14 protein-coding genes, 1 pseudogene and 1 riboswitch are annotated in these 20,046 nt (G+C 69.0%); of the genes and pseudogenes, 9 read left to right on the top strand and 6 right to left on the bottom strand.

Translation table 11 applies throughout. The features are described from left to right. Window positions 1–229 precede the first annotated feature (229 nt). Entirely contained in the window at window positions 230–6,610 is a 6,381-nt protein-coding gene (locus H074_RS27075) for a DUF7927 domain-containing protein (RefSeq protein ID WP_007033265.1), read from the top strand. Between the two features lie 184 nt (window positions 6,611–6,794). Here the strand turns inward: H074_RS27075 and H074_RS27070 are convergent. Beyond that, window positions 6,795–7,207: pseudogene (locus H074_RS27070) on the bottom strand (RidA family protein). Between the two features lie 113 nt (window positions 7,208–7,320). Here H074_RS27070 and H074_RS27065 point away from each other — a divergent pair. Next, window positions 7,321–7,971, top strand: coding sequence for a maleylpyruvate isomerase family mycothiol-dependent enzyme (locus tag H074_RS27065; RefSeq protein ID WP_039923461.1), 651 nt, complete (start codon window positions 7,321–7,323; stop codon window positions 7,969–7,971). Window positions 7,972–7,974: 3 nt separating this feature from the next. Here the strand turns inward: H074_RS27065 and H074_RS27060 are convergent, their stop codons facing one another. Continuing rightward, window positions 7,975–8,301 carry a rhodanese-like domain-containing protein gene (locus H074_RS27060; protein ID WP_007033262.1) on the bottom strand — a complete coding sequence of 109 codons (327 nt, stop codon included), beginning with the start codon at window positions 8,299–8,301 and terminating at the stop codon, window positions 7,975–7,977. Between the two features lie 81 nt (window positions 8,302–8,382). Between H074_RS27060 and H074_RS27055 the strand changes: the two genes are divergently transcribed. From H074_RS27055 to H074_RS27040, 4 genes are all read left to right on the top strand, one after another. Then, on the top strand, window positions 8,383–8,958 hold the full coding sequence (locus H074_RS27055) for a TetR/AcrR family transcriptional regulator (RefSeq protein WP_007033261.1): 576 nt from the start codon (window positions 8,383–8,385) through the stop codon (window positions 8,956–8,958). 28 nt (window positions 8,959–8,986) lie between these two features. After that, complete coding sequence (locus H074_RS27050) at window positions 8,987–9,388, top strand: hypothetical protein (RefSeq protein ID WP_152521509.1); 402 nt, start codon at window positions 8,987–8,989, stop codon at window positions 9,386–9,388. Between the two features lie 58 nt (window positions 9,389–9,446). After that, window positions 9,447–11,723: a protein translocase subunit SecD gene (gene secD / locus H074_RS27045; RefSeq protein WP_007033259.1), complete on the top strand. Its 2,277-nt coding sequence runs from the start codon at window positions 9,447–9,449 to the stop codon at window positions 11,721–11,723. 92 nt (window positions 11,724–11,815) lie between these two features. Beyond that, on the top strand, window positions 11,816–13,003 hold the full coding sequence (locus H074_RS27040) for a cation:proton antiporter (RefSeq protein ID WP_007033258.1): 1,188 nt from the start codon (window positions 11,816–11,818) through the stop codon (window positions 13,001–13,003). A 189-nt stretch (window positions 13,004–13,192) separates the two neighbouring features. On the opposite strand, the gene H074_RS27035 is transcribed toward H074_RS27040, so the two are convergent. Further along, on the bottom strand, window positions 13,193–14,005 hold the full coding sequence (locus H074_RS27035; RefSeq protein WP_007033257.1) for a hypothetical protein: 813 nt from the start codon (window positions 14,003–14,005) through the stop codon (window positions 13,193–13,195). A 161-nt stretch (window positions 14,006–14,166) separates the two neighbouring features. On the opposite strand from H074_RS27035, the gene H074_RS27030 reads away from it, so the two are divergent. Both H074_RS27030 and H074_RS27025 read left to right on the top strand, forming a co-directional pair. Then, complete coding sequence (locus H074_RS27030) at window positions 14,167–15,150, top strand: LysR family transcriptional regulator (RefSeq protein ID WP_007033256.1); 984 nt, start codon at window positions 14,167–14,169, stop codon at window positions 15,148–15,150. A 133-nt stretch (window positions 15,151–15,283) separates the two neighbouring features. Then, window positions 15,284–16,609 (top strand): alpha-lytic protease prodomain-containing protein, encoded by a 1,326-nt coding sequence (locus H074_RS27025; RefSeq protein ID WP_007033255.1) that lies wholly within the window; start codon window positions 15,284–15,286, stop codon window positions 16,607–16,609. Between the two features lie 147 nt (window positions 16,610–16,756). Here H074_RS27025 and H074_RS27020 read toward each other — a convergent pair whose 3' ends face one another. Beyond that, a complete protein-coding gene (locus H074_RS27020) occupies window positions 16,757–17,071 on the bottom strand; it encodes a DMT family transporter (RefSeq protein ID WP_007033254.1) in 315 nt (104 codons plus the stop codon). Window positions 17,072–17,082: 11 nt separating this feature from the next. Then, window positions 17,083–17,151, bottom strand: a riboswitch (guanidine-III (ykkC-III) riboswitch). 79 nt (window positions 17,152–17,230) lie between these two features. Then, complete coding sequence (locus tag H074_RS27015) at window positions 17,231–18,442, bottom strand: MFS transporter (protein ID WP_007033253.1); 1,212 nt, start codon at window positions 18,440–18,442, stop codon at window positions 17,231–17,233. A gap of 83 nt (window positions 18,443–18,525) precedes the next feature. On the opposite strand from H074_RS27015, the gene H074_RS27010 reads away from it, so the two are divergent. Beyond that, window positions 18,526–19,428: a LysR family transcriptional regulator gene (locus tag H074_RS27010; protein ID WP_007033252.1), complete on the top strand. Its 903-nt coding sequence runs from the start codon at window positions 18,526–18,528 to the stop codon at window positions 19,426–19,428. Window positions 19,429–19,430: 2 nt separating this feature from the next. Here H074_RS27010 and H074_RS27005 read toward each other — a convergent pair whose 3' ends face one another. Beyond that, window positions 19,431–20,012 (bottom strand): TetR/AcrR family transcriptional regulator, encoded by a 582-nt coding sequence (locus H074_RS27005; protein ID WP_007033251.1) that lies wholly within the window; start codon window positions 20,010–20,012, stop codon window positions 19,431–19,433. Window positions 20,013–20,046 lie beyond the last annotated feature (34 nt).

Below are 20,046 nucleotides of genomic sequence, written 5' to 3'. Positions count from 1 at the left end.
CCACTCACGAGCCCCACCACGTTCCGCTCCGTCCGTTGTGGACGGTGCACGGGCGGAGTGATCACCCGTCCGAGGGGTTCGGGGCCACTCAACGGGTCTTATCCAGGAGACACCGCTGCTCCCGCTTGCCGTCGACGATCTTGCCGACCCAGGATGACCGTCATTCGGACTCGCTGTCCCCGTCGTCCTGACCTGGGTCGATGGGAGCGAGGGGTGAGGCGGAGGCGGCATGACGGAACGGCGTGAGCGGAATCGGTGGCGCCGGGGCTTGGCGATCCTCACGGTGATCGTCGTGGCTTTGCTGATGGGTGCCCCGCTGCCCGCGAACGCCCAGACGCAGCCGCGCGGAGCGGGCACCGAGCGGCCCATCGGACCGGAGCCGGTGTACTCCGGGCTGGCGCACGGCGGCATCACGATGGCCGCCAACTCCGTCGTGCAGTGTGGCGCCGGCGTGGTCTGCAACGAGTCCGCGAGCAACGCGAGCGCGGTGTCGTGGATCAAGACCGACCCGGCCGCGCCCGGGAACACCGCGTCCGCGGCGAGCCTGAACGTCCCGGCCGGCGCGAAGGTGCTCAACGCCCGGCTGTACTGGCAGTTCAACCCGGTCGCCAGCAGCGGGACCTCCGGCGACGGTAGCCGGGGCAACCAGGTCTCCATGAAGATCCCGGGCTCCAGCGCGTATCAGCGCATCACCGCCGAAACCTATGACTGGTTCCCCGCGACCACCACGGGCGGGTCCCCTACCTTGTACGCCTACGGCGGCGCGGCCGACGTCACGAACCTCGTGACCGCCGCGGGCGCCGGGCAGTACACGGTCGCCGACATCCAGGCCTGCCAGGGCCAGTCGATCAGCCGGACGAACCTCGGCTGCTGGGGTGGCTGGTCCCTGGTGGTGGCCTACGAACTGCCCAGCGAGCCGCTGCGATACCTGCAGGTCTGGGATGGTCTGCAGGTGGTCGCGGGCGGCAGCACGCCGAGTTCGGCGACCATCGCGCTGAGCGGCATCAAGGCCCCGACCTCGCGTCAGCCCAACGTCGAACTCGGCATCGTCGCCGGTGACGGCGACGCGCCCATCACCGGCGACTACCTCCAGGTCGGGCCCGACGCGTCCAGCCTGCAGACGATCGCCATGCCCGCGCCCGGCGGCGTGGCGACCAACAACGCCTTCAGCAGCCGGATCGACCGCGTCACGGCCGCCGGTTCGGGCACGAACGTCACGTCTCGTGATCCCAATCCGGTGAACAACGTCGGGTACGACGCCCGCAGCATCGACATCACCGGCAAGGTCCCCGCGGGGACCACCGCGCTCCAGGTGAAGATCGGCACCGTCGGCGACGCGCTGTACCCGCAGACGATCTGGCTCGTCACCGACGCGCTCGAACCCGACCTGCAGATCACCAAGGCCAACGATCCGGTCGGCAACACCGACGACAACCCGCCGGGTTACGTCACCAAGGGCAGCGAGGTCACCTACACCTTCGACGTCGCCAACCGGCACGCCGACGGCAGCACCACCGACCTCGACACCGCGACGAACGTGGTGCTCACCGACACTCTGCCGGACGGCGTCACGTTCGTGGCCGGGTCCAATCCGGACTGTTCGGCCGCCGGCCAGGTGGTCACCTGTCGTCTGCGGAATCTGGCGCCGGGGCAGTCGCAGAAGGTGGCCTTCAAGGTCAAGGTCGGGCTCGATGTGCCGGACGGCACCAAACTCGACAACACCGGCAAGCTGACCTTTCGCGGCGAGGACACCGGCCGCCCGCAGGAACGCACTTCGAACACGGTGCGGAACACGGTCGCCTCGCCGGGGTACCAGCTGACGAAGACGGTCGACCTCGCCGAGGCGATCCCGGGCGACACCCTGACCTACCAGGTGACCCTGCGGAACACCGGCGTGATCCCCGTGCCCGCGCTCACGGTGCGCGACACCTTGCCGCCGGGAACGACCTATGTGTCCTCCACTCCCTCGAAAGGCACCGCGGCCGGTACCGGGCCGATCGATTGGGCCGTGAACGGTCTCGCCGTCGGCGAGACGGCCACGCTGACGGTGCGCGTGAAGGTCGAAGAGGCCGCCATCGGCAAGGAACTGGTGAACCGCGCGACCGTCCCGACCGGACCGCCGCCGGTCGTCCCGCCGGACAACCGCTGCCCGGACGATCCCGCCGCGGCGTGCGCGAAGACCAAGGTTCCGCCGCCGTCGTACACGGTGACGAAGACCGCGGACAAGGAGTCCGCCGACCCCGGCGACACCGTGCGCTACAAGGTCACCGTCGCCAACACCGGAAAGGTGACGGCGGCGGACCTCAAGGTCGTCGACGATCTGACCGGGGTGCTGGACGACGCCGTCTACCAGAACGACGCCACCGCGTCGCCCGGTTCGGTCTCCTATGCGGAGCCGAAGCTGACCTGGACCGGCACGCTCGCGGCGGGGAAGAGCGCGGAATTCACTTATACGGTCAAGGTGAAGAGCCCCAACACGGGCGACAACCGGCTGAAGAACGTGGTGACGTCGGAGACGCCGGGCGGGAACTGTCCGCCGGGTTCGACGGATCCGCAGTGTGGCACGACGACTCCGGTTTCCGGTCTGTTGATCGAGAAGTCGGTGGACAAGCAGTCGGCGAATCCGGGCGATGTCGTGAAATACACGGTCACCGTGCGGAACACCGGACAGACCAAGCTGACCGGAGCGACGTTCACCGACGATCTGACGCAGGTGCTGGACGACGCTGACTACCAGAACGACGGCGCCGCGACGATCGGTGCGGTGTCGTATGCCACGCCGAAGCTGACCTGGACCGGCGATCTCGGCGTCGGTGAGACGGCCACGGTGACCTACACGGTCAAGGTGAAGAATCCCGCCACAGGAGACAACCTGCTCAAGAACGCGGTGTCGTCGGAGACGCCGGGCGGGAACTGTCCGCCGGGTTCGACGGATCCGAAGTGTGGCACGACCACTCCGGTGTCGGGGTTGAAGATCGAGAAGTCGGTGGACAAGCAGTCGGCGAATCCCGGTGACGTCGTGAAGTACACGGTGACCGTCACGAACACCGGGCAGACCAAGGTTTCCGGTGCGACGTTCACCGACGATCTCACACAGGTCCTCGATGACGCGGACTATCAGAACGACGGTACGGCGACGATCGGCGCGGTGACGTACGCGGCGCCGAAGCTGACGTGGACCGGTGACCTCGAAATCGGTGCCGCCGCGACGGTCACGTACACGGTGAAGGTCAAGAACCCGAACCCCGGTGACAAGAAACTGTCCAATGTGGTCACTTCGGAGACTCCGGGTGGTAACTGCCCGCCGGGATCCACGGACCCGAAGTGCGGTACCACCACGCCGGTTTCCGGCCTGTCGATCGAGAAGTCGGTGGACAGGCAGTCGGCGAATCCCGGTGACGTCGTGAAGTACACGGTCACGGTCACGAACACCGGTCAGACGAAGCTGGCGGGCGCGACCTTCACCGACGACCTCGCACAGGTGCTCGATGACGCGGACTACCAGAACGATGGTGCGGCGTCGATCGGCAGTGTTTCGTATGCCGCTCCGAAGTTGACCTGGATCGGCGACCTGGAGATCGGTGCCACGTCGACCGTCACGTACACGGTGAAGGTCAAGAACCCCAATACCGGCGACAATCTGCTCAAGAACGCGGTGTCCTCGGAGACACCGGGCGGGAACTGCCCGCCGGGCTCGACGGATCCGAAGTGTGGCACGACCACTCCGGTGTCCGGTTTGAAGATCGAGAAGAGCGTCGACAAGCAGTCGGCGAATCCCGGCGACACGGTGAAGTACACGGTGACCGTCACGAACACCGGGCAGACCAAGGTTTCCGGTGCGACGTTCACGGATGACCTCGCGCAGGTGCTGGATGACGCGGATTACCAGAACGATGGTGCCGCGACGATCGGTGCCGTGTCCTACGCGGCGCCGAAGCTGACCTGGACCGGCGACCTGGAGATCGGTGCCACGTCGACCGTCACCTACACGGTGAAGGTCAAGAACCCCGCCCCGGGCGACAAGAAGCTCATCAACACGGTCACGTCGGAGACGCCCGGTGGCAACTGTCCGCCCGGTTCGACGGATCCGAAGTGTGGCACGACCACCCCGGTGTCGGGGTTGAAGATCGAGAAGTCGGTCGACAAGCAGTCGGCGAATCCTGGCGACACGGTGAAGTACACGGTGACCGTCACCAACACCGGGCAGACGAAGATCACCGGTGCGACCTTCACCGACGACCTGACACAGGTGCTGGACGACGCGGACTACCAGAACGACGGCGCCGCGACGATCGGCGGCGTTTCCTACGCGGCGCCGAAGCTGACGTGGACCGGTGATCTCGGCGTCGGTGAGACGTCCACGGTGACCTACACGGTCAAGGTCAAGAACCCGAACACCGGCGACAACCGGTTGAAGAACGTGGTGTCGTCGGAGACGCCGGGCGGGAACTGCCCGCCGGGATCGACGGATCCGGACTGCGGCACGGAGACCCCGGTTTCGGGCCTGGAGATCAAGAAGACGGTCGACAAGCAGTCGGCGAACCCCGGCGATGTCGTGAAGTACACGGTGACCGTGACCAACACCGGCCAGACCAAGATCTCCGGCGCCACGTTCACCGACGACCTGACTCAGGTCCTCGACGACGCCGACTACCAGAACGACGGCGCGGCGACCGTCGGCGCGGTGACCTATGCGGAGCCTGAGCTGACCTGGACCGGCGACCTCGGTATCGGCGAGACCGCCACGGTCACCTACTCGGTCAAGGTGAAGAATCCGGGCGACGGTGACAAGAAGCTCGTCAACGCCGTCACCTCGGACACTCCGGGCGGGAACTGCCCGCCGGGTTCGACCGATCCGGACTGCGGTACGACCACCCCGATCTCCGGACTGCTCATCAAGAAGACCGCCGACAAGAAGTCGGTCGATCCCGGGGACACGGTGAAGTACACGATCACCGTCACCAACACCGGGCAGACCAAACAGGACGGCGCCACCTTCACCGATGACATGACCGAGGTGCTGGACGACGCCGACTACCAGAACGACGGCGCGGCGACCGTCGGTGGCGTCACGTATGCGGCGCCGAAGCTGACGTGGACCGGCTCGCTGGACATCGGGCAGACCTCGGCCATCACCTACACGGTCAAGATCAAGAACCCGAACACCGGTGACAAGAAGCTGTCCAATGTGGTCACTTCGGAGACGCCGGGCAACAACTGCCCGCCGGATTCGACCGACCCGAACTGCGTCGCGGACGTGCCGTCCCGCGAACTGACGGTCAAGAAGACCTCGGACAAGCAGACCGCGAACCCGGGCGACGTCGTCACCTACACCGTCACCGTCACCAACACGGGCAAGGTCGACCTGGTCGGCGAGGACGCCGCACGGGTCACGGATGACCTGTCCGAGGTACTGGACGACGCCGATTATCAGGACGACGCCGCGTCGGCGCCGGTCGCGGGGACGTTCGCCTTCACCGCGCCGAACCTGGTGTGGGTGGGCGACCTCCCGGTCGGGGCGTCGACCACGCTGAAGTACTCGGTCAAGGTGAAGAACCCGGTGACGGGCGACCACGAACTGCGGAACACCGTCAGCACCAGCACCCCGGGCACCTGCCCGCCGCAGTCCGACGACCCGGCCTGCTCGACCGCCACCCCGGTACCCGGTATCTCGCTGGAGAAGAAGGCGGACAAGGCCACCGCGAACCCGGGCGACGTCGTGAAGTACACGGTGACCGTGCGCAACACCGGCAAGACGAAGCTGACCGGCGCGACGTTCACCGACGACCTCACCGAGGTCCTCGACGACGCCGTGTTCCAGAAGGACGGTGCGGCGACGATCGGTTCGGTGACCTACGAGGAACCGAAGCTGACCTGGACCGGCGACCTGGAGATCGGGCAGACGGCGACGGTCACGTACAGCGTCAAGGTGACCAAGACCGACGGTGACGGCAAGCTGACCAACGTGATCACCTCCGACACTCCGGGCGGCAACTGCCCGCCGGGCAGTAAGGATCCGAAGTGCGGCACGACGACGCCGCTGTCCAGCCTGAAGATCAAGAAGACGGTCGACAGGACGGAGGCGAAACCGGGCGAGGTCGTCACGTTCACCGTCACGGTGGAGAACACCGGACAGGCCACGGTGGACGACGCGACGTTCACCGACGACCTGTCCCAGGTGCTGGACGACGCCACGTTCGACGGCACCGCGAAGGCGAGCACGGGAACGGTCACCTATTCCGCGCCGAAGCTGACCTGGAAGGGCGAGCTCAAGCCGGGGGAGAAGGCCACCGTCACCTACGCCGTCACCGTGCGGAAGCCGGCGACCGGTGACCACCGCCTCCGCAACGTCGTCACGTCGGACACGCCTGGCGGCAACTGCCCGCCGGGTTCGGCGAACCCCGACTGCGGTACCGACACCCGGGTGCCGCCGGAGCCGCCGGCTCCGCAGCCGCCGGAGAAGCCGACCCCGCAGCCGCCGGTCACCCCGCGGCCGCCCGGCCTGGCCGTGACCGGCTCACCGGTGATGACGATGACCGTGCTGGCGCTGGGCATGCTGGCCATCGGCGCGCTGCTGCTCCTCGCCGGACGGAGGCGCCGGGAGTCCTAGGAACGGGCGATTCGGTCCGGGAACACAGGCGCGGCGTGCGCAAAGGCGTGACTCGCGTGATCAGGCACGTAACTCGCGTGCCTGGATGCCGCACTCGGGTGTTCCGCCGCTGAGCACGTGAGTTCCGGCTTCGATCACGCGAGTTCCGGCCTTGATCACGACCCGCCCGGACCGAGCCACCGTCCTAAACGGCGCGCGGCACCGCGATCAGCGCTTCGACCTCGACGACCAGTTCCGGCCGCGCAAGTGCCGCGACCACGATCAGGGACTGGGCGGGCCAGTCCGCTTCCGGGTACCAGCGGGTGAAGGTCTCGCGCATCGCCGTGCGGAACCGCCGAGGTGCTCGGTGCCGGAGAGCATGCTGAACACCTTGACCAGGTGTTCCGGCCCGGCTCCCGCGGCTTCGAGGAGCCGTTCGAGGTTGGCGAGCAACGCGCGGGTCTGGGACTCGGCGTCCGGTCCGGCGAGTTCGCCGTCAGGCAGTACGCCGATCTGGCCGGATACGACGACGAGATCGTGATCGGCGGGAACGCGGACCAGATGGCTGTACGGGCCGATCGGCGCCGCCACGGTTTCCGGATTCCAGCGCTGGATCATCGGTCCCCATTTCTCGTCCACGGAGGAATTCGCCCCCAACGTAGCGAAGACCGATGATTCCTGGCCGCGACGGGAGTCTCACCTCCGGACAACGACGATTGGAGGGACTCCGGATGACGGATTCAGGAGTGAAGACCGAGGTCTGGCCGCTGATCCACACCGAGCGGGCGGCGCTGGCGAACGACCTCGCGGAGCTCACCGAGGAGCGGTGGGAGACGCCGTCGCTGTGCGCCGGGTTGACGGTGCGCGAGGTGCTCGCGCATCTCACCGCGGGGGCGAGCCTCACCCCGCCGCGGTGGATGGCCGGCGTGATCCGCTGCCGGTGGGACTTCGACAAGCAGGTCGCCATGCGGCTGGCCGAGCAGCTGGGGGACAGCGGCTCCGAGACGCTGGAGCGGTTCGGCCGCGTCGTCACCAGTACGACGAAACCGCCCCTGCCGAAGATGGCGATGCTCGGTGAAGCGATCGTGCACGCCGAGGACATCCGCCGTCCGCTCGGCATCCACCGCGACTACCCGATCACCGTCCTCACCGCGCTGGCCGGGTACTACCGGGGCTCGGACATGGTGGTGACGGCGAAGGGACGCGTCGATGGGCTGCGGTTGCAAGCCACCGATGGCCCCTTCGCCGCCGGGTCCGGGCCGCTCGTCTCGGGAACGACCCTGGCACTGATCATGGCCATGACCGGACGGGCGGCCTACCTCGCCGAGCTCGACGGCGACGGGATCCCGATCCTGCGGCAGCGCGTCCCGCCGCGGGACTGAGGCTCAGCCCTGTTCGAGGGGCAGGCCCGCGCCGGCCCAGTCCTCGATGCCCTCCCGGTACTTGCGGACGTCGGTGTAGCCGAGGGCGGTGAGCCGGTCGGCGACCTGTCCGCTGTTGGGGCAAGCGGGGTTCGAGCAGTAGGTGACGATGGCGGCGCCGCGATCGGGCAGCACGGTCGCGGCGTGTGCGTCGACGTCGGCGAGGACCAGGGGAACGGCGCCGGGCAGATGCTGCTCGGCGTAGTACTCGCCACCCAGTGCGTCGACCACCGTCACGGTCTTCGCGTCGATCGCGGCCTTCAGCTCGTCACGGGTGATGAGTGCGGTCATGTCGCTACCTCCAGTTAATCGGACTATAGTCCGCATGTGCCTCACGACCATAACGGACCGCAGTCCGCTTTCGCAACGCCGTTGGAACTCCTGCGCACGCCGCCGCCCAAGGAGCGCGCCGACGCCGCCCGCAACCGGGCCGCGATCCTGGACGCGGCGGCGTCACTGTTCGCCGAGCACGGCGTCGAAGCGGTGTCGATGGATCAGGTGGCGGCGGCCGCGGGGGTGGGCAAAGGCACGCTTTTCCGCCGCTTCGGCGACAAGGCGGGGCTGGCCGTCGCGTTGCTGGACGCGCGGGAACGCCTGCTCCAGGAAGGGATCCTGCACGGCCCGCCCCCGCTGGGGCCCGGCGCTCCGCCGGTCGAACGGCTCGTGGCCTTCGCCGACGCGTACGTCGGCTACGTGCTCGAATACCTGCCGCTGGTGCGGATGTCGGAGACCGCCGCACCGGGTGCGCGCTACCGCATCGGGGCCTACCGGTTCTGGCACCGGCACGTCGCGATCCTGCTCGACGGGACACCCGACCCCGAGCACGCCGCGCATGCCCTGCTGGCCCCGCTGGCGGCCGAGCATCTGACCGCGTTGCTGCCGGAACTGGGGGAGGACCGCGTCCGCGCCGGGATCACGCGCCTGTGGCGGCAGGCCGGATCCCAGTAGGGTGTCGGCGAGGACCGGGAGTGTGTCGATGACAGCGCAGAGTCCGGAGAGCCGGAGGTACCGGACGGCCAGGCGGGCCGTGCCGGTGCTGCTCGCCGCCGTGCTGACCGCGCTCGGCCTGTTCTTCGCGCTCCACTCGGGCGGTTCCGCTTCGGCGGGCGAGCCGCGCGGGGCGAACGCGACGGTCGACTCCTCGGTCTCCAAGGCCGTCGCGCCGGTGCGCGCCGCGGGCAGGCTCGCCGCCGAACCCGCGCTCCTGGGTGTGCACGGTCATGGTGACCTGCCTCTCTTCGGGACCGTCCCGCACGGGCCCGCGTCGACGACCCTGCTCCGCCTCAGCGAACTCCACGACGACGTCACTCCGCCCTCGCGCTCGGCGAACCGCCTCGCGCTGGGGGACCGCGCTCCTCCTTTCCCGGTAGCCGTCTGAAGCTCACGGGCGCGTGTTCCGCGTGCCCGAACCGGGAACTCATCGAGGAGAAGACTTCGTGCCGCGCGAAACCGCGCGGCGAGGAATGACCGGGCGAGTCGTCGTCTCGCTGGTCGTCCTCGCCGCGACCGTGTACCTGTTGCTGACCACCGCCCCGCGCCTGGGGCTCGATCTGCGTGGTGGCACGCAGATCGTGCTGGAGACCAAGGATTCGCCCACCGTCACCGCCGACGCGGAGACCACCGACCGGACGCTCGAGGTGCTGCGCCGCCGGGTCGACGCCTTGGGCGTCGCCGAGCCGATGCTGGCCCGCTCCGGGGACGACCGGATCATCGTCGAACTGCCCGGCGTCCGGGATCCACGCGAGGCCGTCGAGGTGATCGGCCGCACCGCGCAACTGTCCTTCCATCCCGTGCTCACCGCCGGCGCCGCCCCCGGTGACTCCCGCGTCCTCGACGACGAGAGCGGGCAGCCGATCACACTCGGACCCGCCGCGCTGACCGGCGAAGGCGTCGACGAGGCACTCTCGTCGATCGATTCGCAGGGCGGCGGCTGGCTGGTTTCCGTTGACTTCAAGGGGGATTCCGGTGGTGCTTGGGAGCGGCTGACCGGGCAGGCCGCCTGTTCGCCGCCCGGTGATCCGGCCCGCCGGGTGGCGATCGCGCTCGATGACAAGGTGATCTCGTCACCTCAAGTGAGCCCGCAGGTCGCCTGCGGGGTCGGGATCGTCGGCGGGAGCACGCAGATCACCGGGCGGTTCTCGCCCGCCGAAGCCAAGGATCTGGCGTTGCTGATCAACGCCGGCGCGCTGCCGACGCCGGTCGAGATCATCGAGCAGCGCACCGTCGGCCCCACCCTCGGCGCCGCCGCCATCGACGCCAGCGCCCGTGCCGCCGTGATCGGCCTCGCGCTGACCGCGCTGTTCCTGCTCGCGGTATATCGCTTGGCCGGGCTGATCGCCGTGGGCGCGCTGGTGGCATACGCCGCCGTGTCCTATGCCGCGCTGCTCGCCGTCGGCGCGACGCTGACCTTGCCGGGTCTCGCCGGGTTCGTCCTGGCGATCGGCATGGCCGTCGACGCCACCGTGCTCGTCTTCGAAAGGGCGAGAGAGGAACACTCGGTCAAACGGGGCGGTTCGCTGCCGCGGTCGGTCAGCCGCGGGTTCAGCGGGGCGTTGTCGGCGATCGTCGATTCGAACGTGACCACTCTGCTCGCAGCGGGCCTGCTGTTCTGGCTGGCGTCCGGCCCGGTGCGCGGATTCGGGGTGACGCTGTCCATCGGCGTCGTCGTCGCGTTGTTCATCTCGCTCGTGCTCACGCGCTTGCTGCTGCACCTCACGATGCGGGGTGTGGTCGCGCGCAAACCGCGGCTGTCCGGGCTCACCCACGAGGGGCGGGTCCGCCGGTGGGTGAACCGCCGCGACCCCGGGTTCCTCGGGAAACCCGAGCGCTGGCTGATGGTGGCGGGCGCGGTCGTGATCGCCGCGATCGCGGGACTGTTCGTGGCCGGCCCGAACCTCGGCGTCGAGTTCACCGGCGGCAGGGTCATCGAATACGGCACCTCGGCGCCCGCCGACGTCGAGCGGGTCCGGGACGCGGTCTCCGACGCCGGATTCCCCCGCGCCGTCGTGCAGATGTCCGGGGAGAAGGACATCTCGGTCCGGACCGAGCCGATCGACGAAGACGCCACCGAACGGATCCGGACCGCCGTCGCCGGGGTCGCGGGCGACGCCACCGAGATCCGCGACGAGCAGATCGGCCCGAGCCTCGGCGCCGAACTGCGCACCAAGGCGGTGATCGCGCTCGGTCTCGCGGTGCTGGCGCAGCTGATCTACCTGGCGGTGCGGTTCGACTGGCGGCTCGGCCTGGCCACGGTGGCCGCGCTCGCGCAGGATGTCCTGATCATCCTCGGGATCTTCGCCTGGCTGGGCAAATCCATGGACGGCGTCTTCCTCGCCGCGCTGCTGACGGTGATCGGATACTCGGTCAACGACTCGGTGGTGGTCTTCGACCGGGTGCGGGAGGTGCGGGGGCAACGTCGCAAGGAGCCGTTCTCCCGTGTCGTCGGCACGGCGGTGCTGCAGACGTTGCCACGGACGATCAACACCGGGATCGGGGTGCTGTTCGTCCTCGGTGCGCTGCTGTTCCTCGGGGACGGATCGCTGGCGGACTTCGCCCTCGCGCTCCTGCTCGGTCTCGTCGCGGGCACGGTGTCCACAGTGGCCACCGCGGGGCCCGTCGCGATCCTGCTCGACAAGCGCCGGCCCGGTGCCGGGCGTCCCGTCAAGAAGGCGACACCGGCACGGCGGTGGGACGACAACGGCGCGGTGGTGTGATCGGCGTTCCTTTGTGGACCGTCGCGCTCCGCCCGGCCTCTATGCTCGTTCCCGGTGGCAGGGGAGTCCACCGGGAACGAGGGGCGGGATAGATGATCCAGAGCGTGCTCGTCGGCGCGGTCGTCGTGCTGGCTTGGACGATGACCGCGGCACGGCTGGAGCGGTGGCAGATCACCGCGCCGATGGCGATGGTCGCGGCGGGACTGGCGATCGGGTTCAGCACCCGCAACGATCTCGGCAACGGGCTCAACACCGAGATCGCGCTCAACGCGGCGGAACTGATCCTCGCGCTGCTGCTGTTCGTGGACGCCACCGCGGTCAAAGGCGGTTATCTCGGTCATGACGCGAAAACGGCCGTGCGACTGCTGCTGATCGCGCTGCCGCTGACGATCCTGATCGTGATGGGCGTCGGCCTGCTGACGCTGCCGGGCCTCGGCTGGGCGGCGGTCCTGCTGATCGCCTGCATCATCGCCCCGACGGACTTCGCGCCGGCGACCTCAGTGGTGCACGACGTCCGCGTGCCCGAACGCGTGCGGCATCTTCTGAACGTCGAGAGCGGTTACAACGACGGCGTGGTCGCGCCGGTCTTCATCTTCGCGCTCACCCTCGCGGGGAGCCACAACCAGGCGAACACGCCGGGTGAGGCGTTGCAGGCCGCGATCCCGGCGGCGTCGCTGGCCGTGCTGGCGGGTTCCGTCATCGGCGTGGTGGCCGCGGTGGCGATGAACGTGACGGGCAGGCACGGCTGGTCGACCAGGCATTCCGCGCGGGTCGCGGCCGTCGCCTTGCCGCTGCTGACCTACACCGCCGCCGTCGCGATCGGCGGCAACGGCTTCGTCGCCGCGTTCATCTGCGGGATCGCCTACAAGACCGCCCGGCACCCCGGCGAAGAGGAACTCGGACTCGCCGAGGACGTCAGTTCGCTGTGCGGGCTGCTGATGTGGTTCGTCTTCGGCAGCACCGCGGTGCTGGTGCTGTCCTTCGGTCTCACGTGGGGCGTGGTGATCGTCAGCCTCGTCGCGCTGACCGTCGCCCGGCTGATCCCGGTGCTGCTCACCTTGCTGCGGACGGATTTCCGCTGGCGGGACCGGATGACCATCGGCCTGCTGGCCCCGCGCGGCGCGGCTTCGATCGTGTTCGGCCTGCTGGCCTTCAACTCACTCGACGGGGAGGCGGCGGACGTCGCGCTGAGCGTCATGGCGGTGACCGTGCTGGCGAGCGTCGCCGCGCACGGTGTCGGGGCTTCGGCGTTCCTGAACCGCAAGTCGAAGCGGACGTGAGCGGGGCGGGTCGGCTGAAGGTGCGGCACCAATGACCGCCCGCGTGAGCCGCTGTCCCGTGACTGGGCCCATCAGGCGCGGTAGCGGTTTCCATGCCGAGCGAGACCTGTCCGCTCGTGCGTTGTGCCGCAGCCGCAATGCACCTGGCGTGGAAGCACCGAAGGCACTTGCCCGCGTGACCGGCCGCGATCAGTTGCCCGCGGTCTCCACGTCGTCCACGGCCCGCGCGACCTGGTCCGAGGGTGACAGCGGCCAAGGCGTGCCGTCCTCCCACAGCCGTTCCGCCTCATCGGCGAAGTAGCGGTACCAGGGAGCGTCCTTCGGTTCCACTGTGAACACCGGCGCCGCTTCACCGGCCGGCCGGTATTCGTAGTGTTGCACGCAGATCAGGCCCCGTTTGCTGGAGACGTCGAGACAGTTGAAGCCCGCGGACGGGATCCGCGACGACACCCGGATCTCCAGTCTGCCGCCGGTCCTGCCCCGCAGTGACGTCAGTTCGTCCAGGGTCGCCAGGATCCGCAGCCGCATCCGGCCCTGTCCGTGACTTTGCGAGATCCGGCGATCGGCGACTTCTACGATCGCTTCGTCGGTCGGATCCAGCACGAGTACCCGGATCCGTCCGCCCGCTTCGAGGATCGACCGGATGTCACTGCGCATGCCCTGCACGGTCCTGGTCATCGAATGGCCGATGAGCAGGATGTCGAAGGCCGCCGCACGCCGGGAGATGAGATCCGCGGGGAATTCCGGTTCGAAGAACGCCGCGGGGCCGCCGCGGTTGGCGTCGCGGACCTGTTCGGTGAGCCGTCGCGAGCGGATCTGGGAGAAGGCGAGCAGGGCCAGCAGCGCCGTCACCACGGACGAAAGCGTTTTGACGTCCGAGATCCCGGTCGCTCCCAGGACCGTGAACGCCAGTGCGACGGCGCCCAGTACGTACAGATCCAGGTTGTCGTCGGTGATCACGCGCGCCAGCGATCGCCGGATCCGTCCACGCTCGTCCGCCACTGAACCCCCTCGTCGTCGATTCCGTGGAGACAGTATCGGCCGCACGCCCGGCGTGTCCGGGATTGCTGACATCGATGGCATTCCGCGAATCAAGGGATACGAAGCCATTTGGCTCAACCGTTTGTCTGGTCCAGTCCAGTTATGTCTACTAACGTAGAGGGATGGAGCTGGAACTGCGCCACCTGCGCATCATGTGCGCGATCGCCGAACTCGGGAGTATCACCAAGGCGGCGAACACGCTCGGGATGGCGCAGCCTGCACTGACAGCACAACTCAAGCGCATCGAACGGACACTCGGCGGGAAGCTCTTCCTGCGCGATCACACGGGGACCCGGCCGACCGCGCTCGGCCTCCTCGTCCTCGACAGGGCCAAGATGGTGCTCCCCGCCGTGTCGTCGCTGCACGACGAGGCGGCGCGCCTCGCCCAGCACGCCGGCACCGGTGAGCCGGTGACCCTGCGGCTCGGCTCGGCGACGGGGCCGATGCTGGGGGCGCTCCTGCAACGCCTCGGCACCACCCATCCCGACATCCATGTCGCCACGCATACGTCGTGGTCGGCCAACAAACTCGCGGACATGACCGCCGAGGGCACGCTGGACTTCGCCTTCGTCGGTGTCTGCGGTGACGCCGCCCCGCCGCCGGAGTCCGGTCTCCGCTGGCGGACGCTCGCGCATCATCCGGTGTTCGTGCTGATGTCGGCGCGGGACGAGCGCGCGCAGCAGAACGAGGTGGAACTCGCCGCGCTCGCGGACGAACGGTGGTGCGCGACGCCGGGCGACGGATGTTTCGGCGACTGTTTCGCGTCCGCGTGCGCCCGGTCGGGATTCACGCCGCGTTCGCTGTACGAAACCGATGTGCTGACCTGTATCGAGATGGTCGAATCGGGACACGCGGTGGTGCTGTGCCAGCCGTTGTTCCACGAGATCCCGGGTATCGTCGCGGTCCCGATCGCGGGGAATCCGCTGAGCTGGCGGAATCTGGTCGGCTGGTCGGAGCGAGGGGAGATGGGGCCCTTCGCCGCGGAGATGATCGCGCTGTCCCGCGCGGTGTACGGCGAACTGATCGACAGACGGCCCGCATACTCCAAGTACCTGGAGCTGAATCCGGGTTATGGCGTGGACTACACCGACGCGGGTGTGGGCTGACCTGCGCGGAAGCCGTCAAAAGGTCCAGTCCACTGGGTGGATATGACCTAAATGGTATGTACCATTTGTAGCAGGTGCCTCGTACGGTCTGGGACGAGATCTTCTTCCGGAACGCGGTGAGGAAACGCCTGAAATGAACCGAAAGATCGTAGCGGCCGCCGCGGCGGCCCTGACCGGCGCGGGTCTGGTCACGGCCGTCGCGCTGACGCCGAGCGCCAGCGCCGGCCAGACCGCCTCGGCGGCCGACCAGGTCCAGTCGGAGATCGTCGCCGCCTTGGCGCGCGACTTGAAGATCAGCCCGGATCAGGCAAGGACACGCCTCGCCGCCGAGCAGAAGGCGGCCCGCGCCGACAGCGATCTCAAGACCCGGCTCGGCCCGTCCTACGCCGGATCGTGGCTGGACGCGGCCGGGACCACGCTGACCGTCGCCGTCACCGACGCGGCGCTGGAGGGCGTCGTCCGTGCGGCGGGCGCGACCCCGAAGACGGTCGCGCGGAGCGCCGCTCAGCTCGACGCGGCGAAGTTGTCGTTGGACGCCAAGGGAACCAGCGCGCCGAAGACCGTGCCCGGCTGGTACGTCGACACCACCACCAACTCGATCGTCGTGCTCGCCAACGCCGGTGGTGAAGCCGCCGCCAAGTCGTGGGCGACGGCGTCCGGCGTCCGCGCCGACGTGGTGCGGGTCGAGACCAGCACCGAAAGCCCGGTTCCGCTGATCGACGTCATCGGCGGCAACGCCTACACCTTCGGTTCGGGCCGGTGTTCGATCGGCTTCTCGGTCGAGGGCGGCTTCGTGACCGCGGGGCACTGCGGCACCACCGGGACGCGGACATCGAACCCGAGCGGGACCGTCGCGGGCTCCAGCTTCCCCGGCAACGACTACGCGTGGGTCCGCGTGGACGCGGGCAACACCCCGCGCGGGCTGGTGAACCGCTACCCGGGCACCGTGCCGGTGGCGGGTTCGCAGGAGGCCGCGATCGGCGCGTCGGTCTGCCGTTCCGGTTCCACGACGGGCTGGCACTGCGGCACCATCCAGGAGAAGAACGCGTCGGTGAATTACCCGCAGGGCACCGTTTCCGGCCTCACCCGGACCAACGCCTGCGCCGAGCCGGGTGACTCCGGTGGTTCATGGCTCGCGGGCGACCAGGCGCAGGGCGTCACCTCCGGTGGTTCCGGCAACTGCAGCTCGGGCGGCACGTTCTACTTCCAGCCGATCTCGGAGATCCTGAGCGTCTACAGCCTGCGCCTGGTGACCTCGGGTTCGAACCCGCCGTCCAGCACGACGCCGACCACCACGACGTCGAACAACCCGCCCGGTGGAACCTGGGCCGTCGGCACCACCTACGCAGTCGGAGCGACGGTGACCTACGACAGTGTCACGTACCGGGCTCTGCAGGGTCACACCGCTCAGCCAGGTTGGGAGCCGCCCAACGTCCCAGCGCTCTGGGCGCGCGCCTGACCGCCTAGCCGTCCGGGCCACACGCAGGGGTGCGCCCGGGCCCGACCGCCCCCGACGTCGTCCGTGCGCCGGGGGCGGTCCCTCTTTGCCGGGGTTGTCGTGAGTGGTAAGGACGGTTCTAACCGTCCTTACCACTCACGAGGCTCCTCAGTGCAGGACCTTCAGTCCCACCACGCAGGCCACGATCCCCACGATCAGCAGAATCCTGGCCACCGAAACGGTTTCCGCGCCCGACCACATGCCGTAGGCGACGGTGAGCGAAGCCCCGATCCCGACCCAGACCGCGTAGGCGGTGCCGACCGGGAGATCCTTCATCGCGTAAGCGAGACCCACCATGCTGGCCACCAGCGTCACGCCGAAGAGCACCGACGGCACCGGCCGGGACAACCCTTCGGATTTGCCGAGGGCGGTGGCCCACACGGCTTCCAGCACACCCGAAACGATCAGGACAAGCCACGACATGACGCGCTCCCAGAGCGCCGTCTTGTCGCTGGCCGGGTACGGCACCCACTCGTCCGGGGACCTCGATCACGAGGTTCCACGACCAGGATGGCACATTGCCCGCGTGGAGCACCCTCGGGTTTGACGAGGGTCACCACGCGGGCGCGCCACTGTGGACGGTCAGGTGAGCACCTTGGGCGCCGACCAGGCGAGCAAACCCAGTTCCAGCACCGAAAACCCGATCAGCGCCCATGCGCTCGGCAGCCAGATCAGCGCGATCCCGACGAGGAGGATGGGCAGGACCAGCCCGGCGTAGGCGGCCAGGAACAGGGCCGCGAGGACTTCGCCGCGCGCCGGCGGTTCGGCGAGGGCGGCGACGGTGGCCACCGACGCGCGGAAGCCCAGTCCGACGCCGGCGCCCGCCACGATCCCGCCCGCGAGGAACAGCCACAAATGGGACGTCGTCACCGCGACCGGCAACGCCACCAGTCCGGTCACCATCAGCCCGAGGCCGAGTCGCAGCTGCGTTTTCCTGGCCAAACCGGCGAAGACCACCTGCGCCACGGCCGCCGCGACGAACACGGAGAACGACGCGAGACCGGCGAGCATCCGCGAACTCTCGTGCATGCCCTGCGCCAGCAACGTCGGCGTCAGCGCCATGAACAGCCCCGTGATCGCGAAGGCCGCGAAGGCGCCGATCGCCGCGCCGAAGAAGGCGGGCCGCGCGCCCGACGGCAGTGAGACACGCTGCGGCCGGTACGCGGGACGCTCTTCGGCACGTTCCACCGTCTCCGGTACGAGCGCGACGGCGATGGCCGCGGCGAGCAGCAGAACCAGGAAGAACACGAACGGCGTCGTGAGCGGCTCGGCCGAGTAGCTCGCGAACACCCCGCCGAACAACGGCCCGAGCGACAGTCCGCCCATGTTGACCACGGTCGCGATCAGCCCCGCGCGGCCGTGGTCCTCGCGCGGGCGGGCGACGGCGCGCAGTTCGGACAGGTGCGCGGTGGCGGTCGCGGTCAGCGCGCCGATCCCCGCGCCGCCGACGAGCCTGGCCAGGATCAGCCCAGGGACGTCCGGCCAAGCCAGGAAAAGCGTCGCGGAAAGCGCCTGGGTCAAGGTCGCGGCGAGGATCACCCGCCGTCGTCCCAGCCAGTCGCTGACATGGCCGGCGAGGTACAGGCTGCCCATCACGCCGACCGCGTAGGCGGCGAAGACGATGGTCACGACGTAGGTCGGGAAGCCGTCACGCTGCTGGTAGAGCACGTAGAGCGGGGTGGGGACGGTGGAGAAGGCCAGCGACGCGGCGTAGGCGGCCGCGATGACCCAAAAACCACGGCCGTGGCTGATCCGCCGGAGCGCGGGATGGGGGAGGGCGACGCTGTTCAGCATGTCTCCACTGTGAATCTTCGGATCATCCAAGTCCAACGAACAATGCTGGTCACAGTTATCCGGAACTGCGATAATCGACCGCCGTGGAGACCCGTCAGCTCGAATGCTTCGTCGCCGTCGCCGAGGAACTCAGTTTCACCCGCGCCGCTCAACGTCTGTACGCGGTGCAGTCCACCGTCTCCGCGACGATCCAGGCACTCGAAGGCGAACTGGGGGTCAGGCTGTTCGACCGCTCGACGCGAAGGGTCGAGCTCTCCCCGGCGGGCAAGGTGTTCCTGCCCGAGGCCAAGGCCGCACTGGAGGCTGTCGACAGGGCTCGCGAGGTGGTCGCCGACGCCTCCGCCGGGCTGCGCGGCAGTCTCCGCATCGGCACCTTGACCAGCGTCGGGGACCTCGATCTGCCCGATCTGCTCGGCGCGTTCCATCGGCGGTACCCACTGGTCGACCTGCACGTTTCGGTGTCGATCACCGGGTCGACCGGACTGGCCGAGGACCTGCGTCAGGGCAGGCTCGACATCGCCCTGCTCGGCCTGCCCGAATCCGATCTCGCCGGGCTCGACACCAAACTGCTCGGTTCGGCGCCGTTCGTCGTCGTGCTGCCTGACGGCCACCGGCTGAGCGACCGGCGGTCGCTGACCTTGGCGGACCTCGCGGGCGAGTCGTTCGTGGACAATCCGCGCGGCTTCGGCAACCGGGTCGCGCTCGATCGGGCGTTCGAGGCGCTCGGGGCACCGCGGCGGGTCATCGTCGAGGTCGCCGACCTGCGCGCCGTGCCCGCCTACGTGGCGGCGGGGCTCGGCGTCGCCGTCGTGCCCGATCTCCGGCTGCTGTCGGGAGTCCGGACGATCCCGCTCGACGAACCCGGCCTCGCCTGGCCGCTGACCATCGCGACCAGGGGCGAGCGCCCGCCCGGCCGGGCAGCCCGGCTGCTGCTCGACCTGATCGACGAAGGGGAGTTCTCCCTCGTGATCCCTGCCAGGACCTGACTTCAGCCCGCCAGCAGTGTGCGGGTCGTCCTGGCCACCAGGTCGATGGTGCGCGGCGGCGGCGCCTCGCCGCGGTCGAGATGTCTTCTCACCGCGGCGTAGGGGAGGTCCACGAGGGCCAGCATCAGTTCGTCGGTGCTCCGTCCGGTCAGCGGGCGCAGCCGCCGCAGGACCTTGGTGATCGCCGCGTCGAGGCGGTGGTTGGCCTCTTCGACGCGGGCGCGGTCTTCGGTGCTCCAGTCGTCGACGCCGAGCGCGCTTTCGCCTCCGTAGAGCAGTTTCCCCTCGGCGGGATGGGCGCGGCACCAGCGGACGACCTGTGCGGCGGCTTCGACGGCGGCTTCGGTGACCGGTTCCCCTTCGAGTGCTTCGAGGTAACCCTGCTGGAAACGGGTCAGGGTGCGATGCCAGACGGCGGCGAGCAGCGCCGGACGTCCGGGGAAGCGGTGGTAGATCGATCCACTCGGCGCGCCGACCTCACGGGCGACGGCCGACATGGTCACCCCGGCGACCCCTTCGGCGGCGAAGATCCGCACGGCGGCGTCGAGGAAGTCGTCGGCGGTGTGCCGCGGTGGCCGTCCCATTTTCAGAGACTATCCTCTACTATGGTTTTAGGGG

Origin of the sequence: Amycolatopsis decaplanina DSM 44594, from assembly GCF_000342005.1 — a bacterium.
GTDB lineage: Bacteria > Actinomycetota > Actinomycetes > Mycobacteriales > Pseudonocardiaceae > Amycolatopsis > Amycolatopsis decaplanina.
Note: the sequence above shows the minus strand (reverse complement) of the source record. Positions and strands in the feature narration are given on the sequence as shown.

Excerpts from the sequence above, each read along its gene's own strand:
- H074_RS27060 (WP_007033262.1), bottom strand. The coding sequence starts at position 8,301 with ATGACCGCACTCATCACCCGTGACGAGCTGAAGGCCGCGATCGACGCG.
- H074_RS27005 (WP_007033251.1), bottom strand. The coding sequence starts at position 20,012 with ATGGGACGGCCACCGCGGCACACCGCCGACGACTTCCTCGACGCCGCC.
- H074_RS27050 (WP_152521509.1), top strand. The coding sequence starts at position 8,987 with ATGACAGCGCAGAGTCCGGAGAGCCGGAGGTACCGGACGGCCAGGCGG.
- H074_RS27015 (WP_007033253.1), bottom strand. The coding sequence starts at position 18,442 with ATGCTGAACAGCGTCGCCCTCCCCCATCCCGCGCTCCGGCGGATCAGC.
- H074_RS27030 (WP_007033256.1), top strand. The coding sequence starts at position 14,167 with ATGGAGCTGGAACTGCGCCACCTGCGCATCATGTGCGCGATCGCCGAA.
- H074_RS27065 (WP_039923461.1), top strand. The coding sequence starts at position 7,321 with ATGACGGATTCAGGAGTGAAGACCGAGGTCTGGCCGCTGATCCACACC.
- H074_RS27040 (WP_007033258.1), top strand. The coding sequence starts at position 11,816 with ATGATCCAGAGCGTGCTCGTCGGCGCGGTCGTCGTGCTGGCTTGGACG.
- H074_RS27020 (WP_007033254.1), bottom strand. The coding sequence starts at position 17,071 with ATGTCGTGGCTTGTCCTGATCGTTTCGGGTGTGCTGGAAGCCGTGTGG.
- H074_RS27025 (WP_007033255.1), top strand. The coding sequence starts at position 15,284 with ATGAACCGAAAGATCGTAGCGGCCGCCGCGGCGGCCCTGACCGGCGCG.
- H074_RS27075 (WP_007033265.1), top strand. The coding sequence starts at position 230 with ATGACGGAACGGCGTGAGCGGAATCGGTGGCGCCGGGGCTTGGCGATC.